The sequence below is a fragment of the Serratia plymuthica genome (assembly GCF_018336935.1).
Taxonomy (GTDB): domain Bacteria; phylum Pseudomonadota; class Gammaproteobacteria; order Enterobacterales; family Enterobacteriaceae; genus Serratia; species Serratia plymuthica_B.
Genome location: NZ_CP068771.1, coordinates 3956462 through 3969526, shown reverse-complemented (window position 1 = coordinate 3969526; position 13065 = coordinate 3956462). Strand labels below are relative to the sequence as shown.

The 13065-nt window shown below is 58.4% G+C and carries 11 protein-coding genes; 6 read left to right on the top strand and 5 right to left on the bottom strand.

Annotated elements, in window-relative coordinates; all coding sequences use genetic code 11:
* Positions 1 to 90 precede the first annotated feature (90 nt).
* From JK621_RS18515 to JK621_RS18505, 3 genes are read left to right on the top strand one after another with little or no spacing between them, the layout of a single operon-like run.
* Complete coding sequence (locus tag JK621_RS18515; RefSeq protein WP_212557125.1) at positions 91 to 1470, top strand: MFS transporter; 1380 nt, start codon at positions 91 to 93, stop codon at positions 1468 to 1470.
* Positions 1471 to 1492: 22 nt separating this feature from the next.
* Entirely contained in the window at positions 1493 to 2494 is a 1002-nt protein-coding gene (locus JK621_RS18510; protein WP_212557124.1) for a LacI family DNA-binding transcriptional regulator, read from the top strand.
* A gap of 21 nt (positions 2495 to 2515) precedes the next feature.
* A complete protein-coding gene (locus JK621_RS18505; protein ID WP_212557123.1) occupies positions 2516 to 3499 on the top strand; it encodes a nucleoside hydrolase in 984 nt (327 codons plus the stop codon).
* Positions 3500 to 3554: 55 nt separating this feature from the next.
* Here JK621_RS18505 and malM read toward each other — a convergent pair whose 3' ends face one another.
* The 4 genes from malM to JK621_RS18485 form a co-directional block, all read right to left on the bottom strand.
* Entirely contained in the window at positions 3555 to 4457 is a 903-nt protein-coding gene (gene malM / locus JK621_RS18500; protein WP_212557122.1) for a maltose operon protein MalM, read from the bottom strand.
* Between the two features lie 97 nt (positions 4458 to 4554).
* A complete protein-coding gene (locus JK621_RS18495; RefSeq protein WP_283249359.1) occupies positions 4555 to 5847 on the bottom strand; it encodes a maltoporin in 1293 nt (430 codons plus the stop codon).
* A 173-nt stretch (positions 5848 to 6020) separates the two neighbouring features.
* Entirely contained in the window at positions 6021 to 7130 is a 1110-nt protein-coding gene (gene malK, locus JK621_RS18490) for a maltose/maltodextrin ABC transporter ATP-binding protein MalK (protein ID WP_004948818.1), read from the bottom strand.
* Positions 7123 to 8094: an alpha-amylase family glycosyl hydrolase gene (locus JK621_RS18485; protein ID WP_212560234.1), complete on the bottom strand. Its 972-nt coding sequence runs from the start codon at positions 8092 to 8094 to the stop codon at positions 7123 to 7125. The genes malK and JK621_RS18485 overlap by 8 nt, the downstream gene beginning before the upstream one ends.
* A gap of 360 nt (positions 8095 to 8454) precedes the next feature.
* Here JK621_RS18485 and malE point away from each other — a divergent pair, with 360 nt between their 5' ends.
* The 3 genes from malE (at position 8455) to malG (ending at position 12313) form a co-directional block, all read left to right on the top strand.
* The gene (malE, locus tag JK621_RS18480; protein WP_063202276.1) at positions 8455 to 9648 is read left to right on the top strand and encodes a maltose/maltodextrin ABC transporter substrate-binding protein MalE; all 1194 of its coding nucleotides are present in this window, start codon (positions 8455 to 8457) and stop codon (positions 9646 to 9648) included.
* Positions 9649 to 9834: 186 nt separating this feature from the next.
* Complete coding sequence (gene malF, locus JK621_RS18475) at positions 9835 to 11412, top strand: maltose ABC transporter permease MalF (protein ID WP_212557120.1); 1578 nt, start codon at positions 9835 to 9837, stop codon at positions 11410 to 11412.
* Positions 11413 to 11422: 10 nt separating this feature from the next.
* Positions 11423 to 12313: a maltose ABC transporter permease MalG gene (malG, locus tag JK621_RS18470; protein ID WP_020837182.1), complete on the top strand. Its 891-nt coding sequence runs from the start codon at positions 11423 to 11425 to the stop codon at positions 12311 to 12313.
* A 216-nt stretch (positions 12314 to 12529) separates the two neighbouring features.
* Here the strand turns inward: malG and psiE are convergent, their stop codons facing one another.
* Entirely contained in the window at positions 12530 to 12937 is a 408-nt protein-coding gene (gene psiE, locus JK621_RS18465) for a phosphate-starvation-inducible protein PsiE (protein WP_212557119.1), read from the bottom strand.
* Between the last annotated feature and the right edge of the window lie 128 nt (positions 12938 to 13065).

The window sequence follows — 13065 nt, the reverse complement described above, 5'->3', positions numbered from 1 at the left end:
CTTTTGTCAGCAAATCTTATTGCCGACGCCAGGGAAACCATCTTTAACGGCGCCACTCATGGCGCATGACGAAAAGAGGACATCAATGCCATGAGCGAAACAACGCTTGCCCCCCCACAGGCCACCGGCGATACGCTGGCAGCCGATGAACGCCTGGCCACCAAAGAAGGGCGCAGCCAATTCTGGCGCGCCACCTTCTCATGCTGGCTCGGTACCGCCATGGAATATGTCGATTTCGCCCTGTACGGCCTGGCGGCCGGCATGGTGTTCGGCGACGTGTTCTTTCCCGAAGCCACCCCTATGGTGGCGTTGCTGGCCAGTTTCGCCACCTACTCGGTCGGTTTTATCGCCCGCCCTATCGGCGCTTTGATCTTCGGCTGGATTGGCGATCGCAAAGGCCGCCGCGTGGTGCTGATCTCCACCGTGGCGCTGATGGGCGTCTCCACCACGCTGATCGGGCTGATCCCCTCCTACGCGCAAATCGGCGTCTGGGCGCCAACCTGCCTGGTGATCCTGCGTTTTGCCCAAGGGTTCGGCGCCGGGGCGGAGCTTTCCGGCGGTGCCGTGATGCTGGCGGAATACGCACCGGCCAAACGGCGCGGACTGGTCGCCTCAATCATTGCTATTGGCTCCAACAGCGGCACCCTGCTGGCCTCGCTGGTCTGGTTACTGGTGTTGCAGTTGGATAAAGCCGATCTGATCGCCTGGGGCTGGCGCATTCCGTTCCTTGCCAGCATCCTGATCGCCGGGGGCGCGCTCTATCTGCGCCGACACGTGCGTGAAACGCCGGTCTTTGAACGGGAACTGCAGCAAAATCATCAGCGGATGCTCGACAGCGCCGCCGCGCCGGATGACCGCAGCTATCTGCAGCGCACCAAAGCCTTCTGGGTGATGCTCGGCCTGCGCATCGGCGAAAACGGTCCGTCTTACCTGTGCCAGGGCTTTATCGTGGGCTATGTCGCCAAGGTGCTGATGGTGGATAAGTCGGTGCCGGCGTTGGCGGTGATGATCGCTTCACTGTGCGGCTTTCTGGTGATCCCGCTCGCCGGTTGGCTTTCCGATCGCTTCGGCCGCCGCATCACCTACCGCTGTTTCTGCCTGCTGCTGGTGCTGTATGCCTTCCCGGCTTTCTGGCTGCTCGACAGCCGCGATCCGGCGACGGTGATTTCGGTGATTGTCGTCGGCATGTGCATTGCGTCGCTGGGGATTTTTGGCGTGCAGGCCGCTTATGGGGTGGAACTGTTCGGCGTCAAAAATCGCTACTCAAAAATGGCGTTCGCCAAGGAGCTGGGTTCTATCCTCTCCGGCGGCACCGCGCCCTTGATCGCCACCGCGCTGCTGTCCGGTTTCGGTCACTGGTGGCCTGTCGCCTGCTATTTTGTTGTAATGGCGGCCATTGGCTTAATCACTACCTTCTTTGCACCGGAAACCCGCGGCCGCGATCTCAATCTGCCGCAGGATGCGGTGTAACCAGGGCGCACAGGAATCCCACTTGGATAAGCAACCCGCACGGCGCATCACCCGCGCCGACGTCGCCCGCGTAGCGGGCACGTCGGTCGCCGTAGTCAGCTACGTGATCAACAAGGGCCCGCGCCCGGTGGCGGAAGCCACTCGTCTGCGGGTGCTGGCGGCCATCGAACAGACCGGTTATCGGCCGAATGACATCGCCCGGGCGCTGGCCTCGGGCAGCACGCAGACCTACGGTTTGGTCGTGCCCGACATCTCCAATCCGTTTTTCGCCACGCTGGCGCGGGCGCTACAGCGTGAGGCGTTCAGCCAGGGTCGCGTGCTGCTATTGGGCGACGCCGGCGATGACCGCCAGCGCGAGTACGAATTAATTAACCATCTGCTGAGCCGTCAGGTCGACGGCCTGCTGTACACCAGCGTCGATCGCCACCCGTGGTTCGATCTGATCCGCGCCTCCGACACCCCCTGCGTGATGATAGACACCATCGACAGCCATGCCGGCATCTGCGCCATACGCGTCGACGAACGCGAGGCCGCCTGTCAGGCAACCCGCCATCTGTTACAGCACGGCTACCTGGAGATCGGCATTTTTGTTGGTCCGCTGACCATGCTTAACGCTCAGGATCGCCTGAACGGCTGGCGCGATGCGTTGCTCGAAGCAGGCATTACGCCACGCGAAGAGTGGATTTTTGAAGCGCCCTATACCCGCCAGGGCGGGTTTCAGGCAGCGCAGAAAATGGTTCAAGGTCCCCGTCCGCGGGCGGTATTCACCTCCAACGAACAGCAGGCGCTCGGCTGCCTCTCTGCGCTGGCGGAACATCACCTGCGTGTGCCGGACGATCTGGCTATCATTTGTTTTAACGGCACGCAGCAATCCGAGTTCAGCGTGCCGCCGCTCAGCGCGGTCGAACAGCCGATTGACGCCATGGCCAGGCAAGCCATCGCCATGCTGGCCGCCGGCGCCGCTCAGCCGGAGTTGCACGAATTCGCTTTCCAGTTGCATATCCGCCGTTCATGCGGCTGTTAGTTTTTTATTCAGGTAACCCTTATGCGTTTGATTATTGATTGCGATCCCGGCAACGGCGTTCCCGGCGCCAACGTGGACGACGGGTTGGCGTTGGCATTGGCGCTGGCGGCCAAACCGCAAATCTCGCTGGAGTTGATCAGCATCGTAGCGGGCAATACGCCGCGCGATACCGGTTTTGCCGTGGCCAACCATCTGCTGCAACAGACCGGCTATCAGGTGCCGTTGGCCGTCGGCGCGGCGCGCGCGCTGATCGAACCGCCGGAACCCTGGCGCGCCCATCTCGATCGCGCGATTACCGATCCGGAGTTAGCCGCATTATGGCGCAACACGCCTTATCCGCAGGCCGTTGCGACGCCAACGCCAAACGCCGCCGTGGCCATCGGCGAGTTGATCTGCAACAACCCGGGTGAAATCACCCTGGCGGCGATAGGCCCGCTGACCAACATCGCCCATGCTCTGCAGCTGTACCCGCAGATGGCGCAGGCGGTGAAGGAAATTGTGATTATGGGCGGGGTGTTCAACGTGGAGGGTTACCTCAAGGACACCAATTTCGGTCTCGATCCTGAAGCCGCCCGACAGGTGCTGACCAGCGGCGCCAACATCACGCTCGCGCCTCTGGACGTCACCACGCAAACCATGCTCACCCAGGCGGATCTGACGCGCATGACGCAACCGGATACGCCGCTGTGCCGCTATTTGCGGGCGACTACCCAGCCCTGGATCTATTACTCGCGCCAGACCCGTCGTCTGCCGGGTTGCTGGATCCACGATGCGTTGGTGATTGCCTGGCTGCTTGAGCCGCAGTTGGTGAGCACCGCGGAGTATTATGTGGATGTGGCCCTGGAAGGCGCCATGACGCGCGGCAGCTCTCGCCGCTGGCGGCCGGACAGCCTGCGGTTGACGGTCGGCATGCCGGAGCCGCAGGGCAAACCGGTACGGGTGATGGAACAGGTAGATAACGCCCGCCTGCTGGCGCTGATTGGCGAAACGCTGGCCCGCGCATGAAAAAAGGTGCGCCGAAGCGCACCAATCATCGAGCCAGCATCGGCAGCGTCGGGTACTACCCCTTGCCTTTCACGCTGCCAATAAACGTTTCACGCGCTGTGGTGGAACCCAGTCTTTCAGCCTCATTCATCAGTTTCAGCGCCTTATCGATATCGCCCGCCTTCACCGCCTGCCTGATGCCGTTATTGAAATAGCTTTCGGTGTCGTTCAGCATCGGCTCCGAAGGCTTGGCCGGTGCTGCGGCAGGAGCCACCGCGGCCGGCGCGGTTGAACCCACCACCACAGGTGCGGCGGTCGGCGCCGGTTGCAGCATACCGATCATCACGTTGCCGGAACCCTGTTCAGCGGTCACCTTCAGCTTGAGCGTTCCGCTCGCGCTGTGGCTGGCGATCGGGTCCGGGATATCCGGTACCGCGTTACCCACACCGGCGGCATAGGCCTTGGCCGGGTTAGTCAACTGGGTGGTTTTGGCCAGATCCTGACGGGTGGTGTACACCAGCATATAAATCTGTTTTTGACCGAGCGCCGGGGTCAGCTTCAGCGTGCCCTCGAGGCGATCGGCGGACATCGCCCCCGGCGGTTGGTATGGGAAGTAGCTGCTCGGGTAATAAGCCGCCGGGCGCAGGTGCTCGTCCAGCACCAACACGCTTGGCGCGTAAATCGAATTATTCTTGCTGATGCTGCTCAGCGTGACTTCCAGCGAACCGCGATCGGCCGGCAGCGTATAGGCGGCTATGGCGCCCTGAATGTCGCCCTGATTGATTTGCGGGCTGACATTATCCAGTTTCACTTCCTGGCTGACCGGCGGCACCAGCGGTTGCCATGGCAGGCTTTGCAGCGTGGCTGCGCTGATGGCCGGGGCGACGGAGACATTGGCCGGCGTATCGGCATTGGCCGCCAATGGCGCCCCCAGGCTCAGCGCCAGCGACAAACAGAGTGACAGCAGATTCTTTTTCATTGTTATACCCTCTATCAGCGCCGATGCGGGTCAGGCAAGAGAGCCGGCGTCGGCGAATACATGTTGGGGAGAGCACATGGCTCTCCCCGTCCTGTCATTACCACCAGATTTCCATCTGGGCGCCGAAGGTGACTTCATCGTCATTGCCGCGGCTGAAGGTGTGTGCGCTGGTGTCGTTATACGCGGTACCCGAGGTGTAAGCGGCGCCGGAATCGCTGTTGGCGTAGCCCCATTTTTCATCCCACTTGGCGTAGGTTGCGAATACGCGAATAGCCGGACGTGACCAGATGCTGTTGCCCGCCTGCCATTGCTGCGCCAGGGTGACTTTGTACTGGCCGTTGCGATCGCCGGTACGCTGGGATTTCACGTTGTCGTAACCGGCTTCCAGCAAGGTGCTCATGATTGGCGTCCATTTGTACATTGGGCGCACGCCCACGGTGTACCAGGTGGTGCCGTTGTTATTGTCGCGATCGATATCCTGGAACATGCCGACGTACATCAGCGCCCATTTATCGTTGAAGTCGATGGCACCGTGATCCAGCACGCGGATCATCTTGCCGTTATTGTCGATGGTGGCGCCTTGGCTGCGGCCATTGTTTTGCGAGGTCATCGAGTCGGTGGCGTATTGCAGCACGAACTTGTTGTAGCCGCTCAGGATGCTCTGGGTATGTTCCGCAGTGAACATCCAGCCGTCTTTGCTGGCGCCATCGGCCAGACGGTAGTTGTCCTGCGCGTTGGCGCGGCCATAGTCCACGCCGAGCTCCAGCGTACCGCCCGGGTTCAGTTCCAGGCCTGCCAGACGCACGTCGAAGGTGTCGTTAACGGTCGGGCGCTGTTTCCATTCGTTATCCAGGTAGCCGTAGGAGCCACCGGATTCGGAGTTACGGGTCACGGCGGCAGACAGCTTGCCGAAGCCCAGATCGATGTTTTCCAGACCGGCGCCCGGGCCGGAGATATCCCAGTAGTAGAAGTCGATCATATGGACATCATGACGCTGATAGAAGCGCTTACCGGCCCACATGGTGGAGCCAGGCAGCCAATCGATCAGGTTTTTACCCTGCACGTTCACTTCACGGAAGCCCGGCGTCACGTCTTCCCAGTCGGAACGTTGCGAAACGGAATAAGCCAGGTTGGTATCGAAGTAGAAGCTTTTATCGCCCTCTTTCCACACTTCCTGACCCAGCTTCAATTCGGCGTAGGTTTCACATTCGTTACCGAGACGGTATTTGCTGTCGGCGCCGGTGGCCTTGAAACATTGTTGTTCACCACCGCTACCGGTCCAGCCGATGCCGGAACGTGCATAGCCTTTAAAATCAACGGCCATTGCCTGGGTGGTCAGCACACCAGCGGCGATTGCCAGTGCCAGAGGAAGTTTGCGCAAGACAGTCATCATTATTCTCCTGTTATAATCGCTGGATTATCCGGCTATCACGCTTGCCATGTTGAACCTGGGCAGTGCTCACGATCGTCGCGTACTGCGTGTACGCTCCGGATTGCTCCGCACTGTCCGTGTCCAAACTGGCGGCGCTCATCACGCCAACTAAAACCAGCTCTGGATGTGCTTTAAACGCCCGGCTCCTGGTGCAGCCGTTTACATGCCGTACCGTCTTCACGGAACAGATGGCAGCGGTGAGGCGGCAGGCCTATGGCGAATGTTGCACCTTCTTCTACCAGCACCACGTCGTTCTGGCGGTAAACCAGGTTCTGACGAATTGCCGGGATTTGGATGTGGATTTGCGTCTCGTTACCGAGTTGCTCCACCACTTGTACGTCCCCTGAAAGCTGCACTTCAGAGGCATTGCTGGGCAGCAGATGTTCAGGGCGGATGCCCAGAGACATGTTCGCGCCGGCCTGAACCTGCGTGCCTTCCACCGGTAGCCATACCAGCTGGCGGTTAGGCAATTCGACCTGCACCTGTTGCGGTTCTGCGGCGGTCACTTTGACCGGCAGGAAATTCATTTTTGGCGAACCGATAAAACCGGCGACAAAGCGGTTGGCCGGGTAGTGATACAGCTCCAGCGGTTTGCCGACCTGGGCGACTCGCCCGGCGTCCAGCACCACGATCTTGTCGGCCAGCGTCATCGCTTCCACCTGATCGTGAGTGACGTAAATCATGGTGCGCTGCAGGCGTTTGTGCAGACGGGAAATCTCGATGCGCATCTGTACCCGCAGCGCGGCGTCGAGGTTCGACAACGGCTCGTCGAGCAGGAACACATCGGGTTCCGCCACCAGCGTACGGCCGATAGCCACCCGCTGACGCTGCCCGCCGGACAGCGCTTTGGGCCGCCTGTCGAGCAAGTGGGCCAATTGCAGCACTTCCGATACCTGATTCACCCGCTGGCTGATTTCCGCTTTCTTCGCGCCCGCCAGTTTCAGGCCGAACGACATGTTGTCGGCCACGGACAAATGCGGGTAAAGGGCATAGGACTGGAACACCATCCCGATACCGCGCTCGGAAGGCGGGACTTCATTCATGCGTTTATCGCCGATCAGCAGGTCACCGGAGGTAATGTCCTCCAGCCCGGCGATCATGCGCAGCAGCGTCGATTTGCCGCAGCCCGATGGCCCGACAAACACCACAAACTCACCGTCATCGATGGTCAGATTGACGTCTTTGGAAATCACAGCCTCACCGAAGGCTTTATAAACGCTGCGCAGTGTGACGCTAGCCATGCGTTACTCCCCTGCTTTCGCAGTTAACATTTCGTGTAAAAATGGCGGACGCAAAACCCGCCAAAACCCATTGATGACCCTCTTGCTGCGCGCCGTGCTGCCATGCCAGTGGCAAGGTCGCCTCAGACGGCGCGGCCGCCTGAGTATAAGGCTGCAGATTAATCAGCGCTTCAAGGCATTGATCCTGATGGGTAATAAGTAAACGAACCACGCCATTTTTCTGGCTGACTGCGCTCAACTCACCGTGCTGGATCACCGGTAAGCGACGCAACGCCAGAAGCGGCTGGCAGTAACGTAAAGTGGATTGGCTGTCATGCTGTTGACGACTAATCGCCAGCGCGCGGTGCTCTATCGCCACCTGCTGATACCAGTGGATTTCCCCGGCAGTCACCTGTTCCGGCGCCTCGTGCCACGGCATCGGCGTTTGCGCGCCCAGCGGATCCTGCAGACCGGCGGCGTGCGGCAGGCCCAGTTCCTCGCCCTGATACAGGCAGACAGGCGCAGGCAACATCGCCAGCAGCGTCAAAAACGCATCGGCGGAGCGTAAATTCCCCTGCCCCCAATGGCTGACCACCCGTGGCTGGTCGGCATCGCCGGTGCTCCACAGGCTGTCCGCCAGCGTGGCGCGACGGGCATGCAATACCTCAACCAACCGCTCGATGCTGAAGGGCACAACCTCCAGCGCCAACGGACTGCGGAGGTACTGCTGCCGGCTGTCAGAATGGCGGACAAGGCTCCGCCCATCGCAGTACCACAATCCGAGCCCCTGAGCGGCTACCGCAGCGGCGACTTGCGCCGACAGCTCATGCGGCAATACCAGGCCATCGATCGACAGCGTTTTCAGATAAGGCAGCGCCGCAACCATGCCGTGCACGTCGCCCACGCCGTCCCCGTTTCCATCGCGGAAACTGACCGGATGGATCCGGTACAAGGTGGGTTGAGCGACGGTAGGCATTAGCGACATAAATCCGGTTCCCTGCTGCACGTGACGACGATGAAAATCAATGTGGCCGATACTGCGGTAATCCCCACAAGGGGTAATCATCCGTAACAAGATTTTTCATGGGGGAGGAGATGGGAGGATGAGAGAACGACAGGTGTGGCGAGAAGTTCAACGCTTAAAGCAAATCTGTGATCCGTATGGCAAAAATCGTCACCCTATTCTGTGTCTGACACCACAGAATAGGGCACAACGTTAACTGGATCACACTCCACAGCGGTGGGGCGTAGAGGGGGGGAGGATGAGAATGTGTCGCTTTGTGACCCACTATTACCGCGAAACCTCTCTCCTTGATTTACGTGCCCACAAAAGAAGGATTGGATTATGACTCGCAGCTTTACCACCGCCCGCACGCTGGTGCTTTCCGCTCTGACCACCTTGGTGCTTTCCTCTTCCGCCTTCGCCAAGATCGAGGAAGGGAAACTGGTTATCTGGATCAACGGCGATAAAGGCTATAACGGCCTGGCCGAAGTCGGCAAAAAGTTTGAGAAAGACACCGGCATCAAAGTCACCATTGAGCACCCGGACAAGCTGGAAGAAAAATATCCGCAGGTAGCCGCCACCGGCGACGGCCCGGACATCATCTTCTGGGCTCATGACCGCTTTGGCGGCTACGCGCAGTCCGGCCTGCTGGCCGAGATCCACCCTTCCAAGGCCTTCCAGGACAAGCTGTTCCCGTTCACCTGGGACGCGGTGCGTTATGACGGCAAGCTGATTGGCTACCCAATCGCGGTAGAAGCGCTGTCGCTGATTTATAACAAAGACCTGATCAAAGCAGCGCCAAAAACCTGGGAAGAGATCCCGGCGCTGGACAAAGAGCTGCGCGCCAAAGGCAAGAGCGCCATCATGTGGAACCTGCAGGAACCCTACTTCACCTGGCCGATTATTGCCGCCGACGGCGGTTATGCCTTCAAGTATGAAAACGGCAAGTACAACATCAAGGACGTCGGCGTTGCCAACGCCGGTTCACAGGCCGGCCTGCAGTTCATCGTCGATCTGGTGAAAAACAAACACATCAACGCCGATACCGATTACTCGATTGCCGAAGCGGCGTTCAACAAAGGCCAGACCGCGATGACCATTAACGGTCCCTGGGCGTGGGCAAACATCGAGCAAAGCAAAATCAATTACGGCGTAACCCTGCTGCCGACCTTCAAAGGCAAGGCGTCCAAACCCTTCGTCGGCGTGCTGACCGCCGGGATCAACGCCGCCAGCCCGAACAAGGAGCTGGCGACCGAATTCCTGGAAAACTACCTGCTGACCAACGAGGGTTTGGCGGACGTCAACAAGGACAAACCGCTGGGCGCCGTGGCGCTGAAGTCATACCAGGAACAGCTGGCGAAAGATCCGAAGATTGCCGCCACCATGGCAAACTCGCAGACCGGCGAAATCATGCCGAATATCCCGCAGATGAGCGCCTTCTGGTACGCCGAACGCAGTGCGGTGATCAACGCCGTCAGCGGTCGCCAGACGGTGAAAGCCGCGTTGGATGACGTGCAAACCCGTATTACCAAGTAACAAACTACGTTGTGCGGGATTAGCATCCCCAAAATAATTGGCGTTACACCGCGACGACAAGTACGCACATCCCCGGGAGCATGGATAGCTATGTGACCGGGGTGAGCGGACGCAGCCAACCAAGGTGTAGCTTCAAGTATGAAGGGAAGAAGCGCCCCGCTGTTGCTCCACAGAAAGGAACGCCCTATGCAATTAGCTCACGCCGGGTCGCCTGCGCGCAAGAAATCGAAGTGGTGGCAGAGTGACGTACTGAAATGGCTGGTGATCGGCCTGTTCAGTCTGGTTACCTGCTACCTGATTGTGTTGATGTATGCACAGGGTGAATACCTGTTTGCCATTCTGACGCTGATTCTGGTCAGCGCCGGGCTTTACGTCTTCGCCAACCGCCGCGCTTACGCCTGGCGTTACGTCTATCCGGGCATCGCCGGCATGGGGCTGTTTGTCCTGTTTCCGCTGATTTGCACCATTGCCATCGCCTTTACCAACTACAGCAGCACCAACCAGCTGACCTTTGAGCGCGCCCAGTCGGTGCTGATGCAACGCCAGTTCCAGACCGGCAAGACCTTCACTTTCGGCCTGTATCCGGCGGAAAACCAACAGTGGCGCCTGCAGTTAACCCATCCTGATAGCGGCCAACAGCTGATTTCCGAGCCGTTCAGCTTTGACGCCAACGCGCCGCAAACGCTGAAACTGACGGCGGAAAACGCCGAGCCGGCAGGCGAACGCGCCACATTGCGGGTGATTACCCAGAACCGCCAGGCGCTGAGCCAAGTGGTGGCGCAGTTACCGGAAGGCGGCGAGCTGCGCATGAGTTCACTGCGCCAGTTTTCCGGCACCTCTCCGCTGTATCTGCTGGATAAAGACGGCAAGGTGCTGACCAACCAACAGACCCATATTCAATACCGACCGAACCCGGACATTGGCTTCTATCAGGCGCTGAATGCCGATGGCAGCTGGGCCAAAGAGACCCTTAGCCCGGGATACACCGTCACCATCGGCTGGAAAAACTTCCTGCGCGTTTTGCAGGATGAAGGCATCAAAAAACCCTTCGTGTCGATCTTTATCTGGACCATCGTGTTCTCGGTGATGACCGTGATCCTCACCGTGGCAGTGGGCATGGTGCTGGCCTGCGTGGTGCAGTGGGAAGCGCTGAAAGGCAAAGCGGTGTATCGCGTCATGCTGATACTGCCCTACGCGGTGCCGTCGTTTATTTCGATTCTGATCTTCAAGGGGTTGTTTAACCAAAGCTTCGGTGAAATCAACATGATGCTCAGCCATCTGTTCGGCATCAAACCGGCCTGGTTCAGCGATCCCATTACCGCCAAGAGCATGATTCTGATCGTCAACACCTGGCTGGGTTACCCGTACATGATGATCCTGTGCATGGGGCTGTTGAAAGCGATCCCCGACGATCTGTACGAAGCCTCGGCAATGGACGGCGCCACCCCGATGCAGAACTTTTTCCGCATCACTTTCCCGCTGTTGATCAAGCCGCTGACGCCGTTGATGATTGCCAGTTTCGCCTTTAACTTTAACAACTTCGTCTTGATTCAGCTGTTGACCAACGGCGGGCCGGACATGATCGGCACCACCACGCCGGCCGGTTATACCGACCTGCTGGTCAGCTACACCTACCGCATTGCCTTTGAAGGCGGCGGCGGGCAGGACTTCGGTCTGGCGGCCGCGATTGCCACGCTGATCTTCCTGCTGGTAGGCGCCCTGGCGATCCTGAACCTGAAAGCCAGCAAGATGAACTTCGACTAGGGAGAAAAGAATGGCTATGGTCCAACCCAAATCCCAGCGCCTGCGCCTGTGGATGACTCACATTTTGATGCTGTGCTTTATTGCCCTGATCATGTTCCCGCTGCTGATGGTGGTGACGATTTCACTGCGCTCCGGCAACTTTGCCACCGGCAGTCTGATACCGGAGCAGATTTCGTGGGATCACTGGCGTTTGGCGCTCGGCATGAGCGTGACGCACGCCGATGGCAGCGTCACCCCGCCGCCATTCCCGGTGCTGCTGTGGTTGTGGAACTCGATTAAGATCGCGGTGATCACCGCCATCGGCATCGTCACGCTGTCCACTACCTGCGCCTATGCCTTTGCCCGCATGCGCTTTCGCGGTAAAAGCACCTTGCTGAAAAGCATGCTGATTTTCCAGATGTTCCCGGCGGTACTGTCATTGGTGGCGTTGTATGCCTTGTTCGATCGTCTGGGTCAGTACATTCCCTTTATCGGCCTGAACACCCACGGCGGGGTGATCTTCGCCTATATGGGCGGCATTGCGCTGCACGTCTGGACCATCAAGGGTTATTTCGAAACCATCGACAATTCGCTGGAAGAAGCGGCGGCGCTGGATGGCGCCAGCCCGTGGCAAGCCTTCCGCCTGGTGTTGCTGCCACTGTCGGTGCCGATTTTGGCGGTAGTGTTTATTCTGTCGTTTATCGCCGCGATTACCGAGGTGCCGGTAGCCTCTCTGCTGCTGCGCGACGTCAACAGCTACACGCTGGCGGTAGGGATGCAGCAATATCTGAACCCGCAAAACTATTTATGGGGCGACTTTGCCGCTGCGGCGGTGTTGTCGGCTATTCCAATTACCGCCGTATTCCTGCTGGCTCAGCGCTGGTTGGTGGGTGGCCTGACGGCCGGCGGGGTCAAAGGTTAAGGTTTTTTGCCACTGCAATGCGCTTGATGTACTTCAGTTCTTTCCGATCAATACCTGTGTCTTCGGCGGCCCCAACGGGCCGCCATTTTTATGGAATAGCCAAAATAATCGGCGTTGCAGCGAGGCTACAAGCGTGTAAATCCCCAGGAGCTTACTCGGTAAGTGACTGGGGTGCTCACGTGCAGCTAACGCTGCTGCTTCAGGTATGAAGGATATTTATTCGCGCTTTAAGCGGTCGGTATTGGCGAGATAGAGAGTCACGACCAACAGCAATATCGCCCCGGCATAAATCAAGGTATCGAATGGGTTTTTATGATCCACTATGATCAAACGAATAATCGCGGTAATGCCGATATAGATGAAATAGCGCAGCGGAAAATGATATCCCGATTCAAAATACTTGACGATCAAGGCGATGAACTCAAAATACAGGAAGTAAATCACGATGCCTTCAATCAACAGATAAGACGATGATTCCTCACTGTTTACAAACAATACTTTCGCCAGGTGAATGGTTTCTTTCACCAAAAAAACGACCAGGATCGCCGCCAGCAGCAGCAGCCCGATGTTCAGTACCCGCTGCAACCCCTTCGCAATCATTATCGAACGCGATGTTTTCGCCATAAGAACTCCCCCTTAAATACCGCTAAAATTATCTGCGCATCCTAACATAGGCATTATCTTAAAATTTATTACCCTGATGAAATCACCTTTAAACTCAATTTAATTCAATCAGTTACATTAGGATATTT

Excerpts from the sequence above, each read along its gene's own strand:
- JK621_RS18515 (WP_212557125.1), top strand. The coding sequence starts at position 91 with ATGAGCGAAACAACGCTTGCCCCCCCACAGGCCACCGGCGATACGCTG.
- JK621_RS18505 (WP_212557123.1), top strand. The coding sequence starts at position 2,516 with ATGCGTTTGATTATTGATTGCGATCCCGGCAACGGCGTTCCCGGCGCC.
- malM (WP_212557122.1), bottom strand. The coding sequence starts at position 4,457 with ATGAAAAAGAATCTGCTGTCACTCTGTTTGTCGCTGGCGCTGAGCCTG.
- JK621_RS18495 (WP_283249359.1), bottom strand. The coding sequence starts at position 5,847 with ATGACTGTCTTGCGCAAACTTCCTCTGGCACTGGCAATCGCCGCTGGT.
- malK (WP_004948818.1), bottom strand. The coding sequence starts at position 7,130 with ATGGCTAGCGTCACACTGCGCAGCGTTTATAAAGCCTTCGGTGAGGCT.
- JK621_RS18485 (WP_212560234.1), bottom strand. The coding sequence starts at position 8,094 with ATGTCGCTAATGCCTACCGTCGCTCAACCCACCTTGTACCGGATCCAT.
- malE (WP_063202276.1), top strand. The coding sequence starts at position 8,455 with ATGACTCGCAGCTTTACCACCGCCCGCACGCTGGTGCTTTCCGCTCTG.
- malF (WP_212557120.1), top strand. The coding sequence starts at position 9,835 with ATGCAATTAGCTCACGCCGGGTCGCCTGCGCGCAAGAAATCGAAGTGG.
- malG (WP_020837182.1), top strand. The coding sequence starts at position 11,423 with ATGGCTATGGTCCAACCCAAATCCCAGCGCCTGCGCCTGTGGATGACT.
- psiE (WP_212557119.1), bottom strand. The coding sequence starts at position 12,937 with ATGGCGAAAACATCGCGTTCGATAATGATTGCGAAGGGGTTGCAGCGG.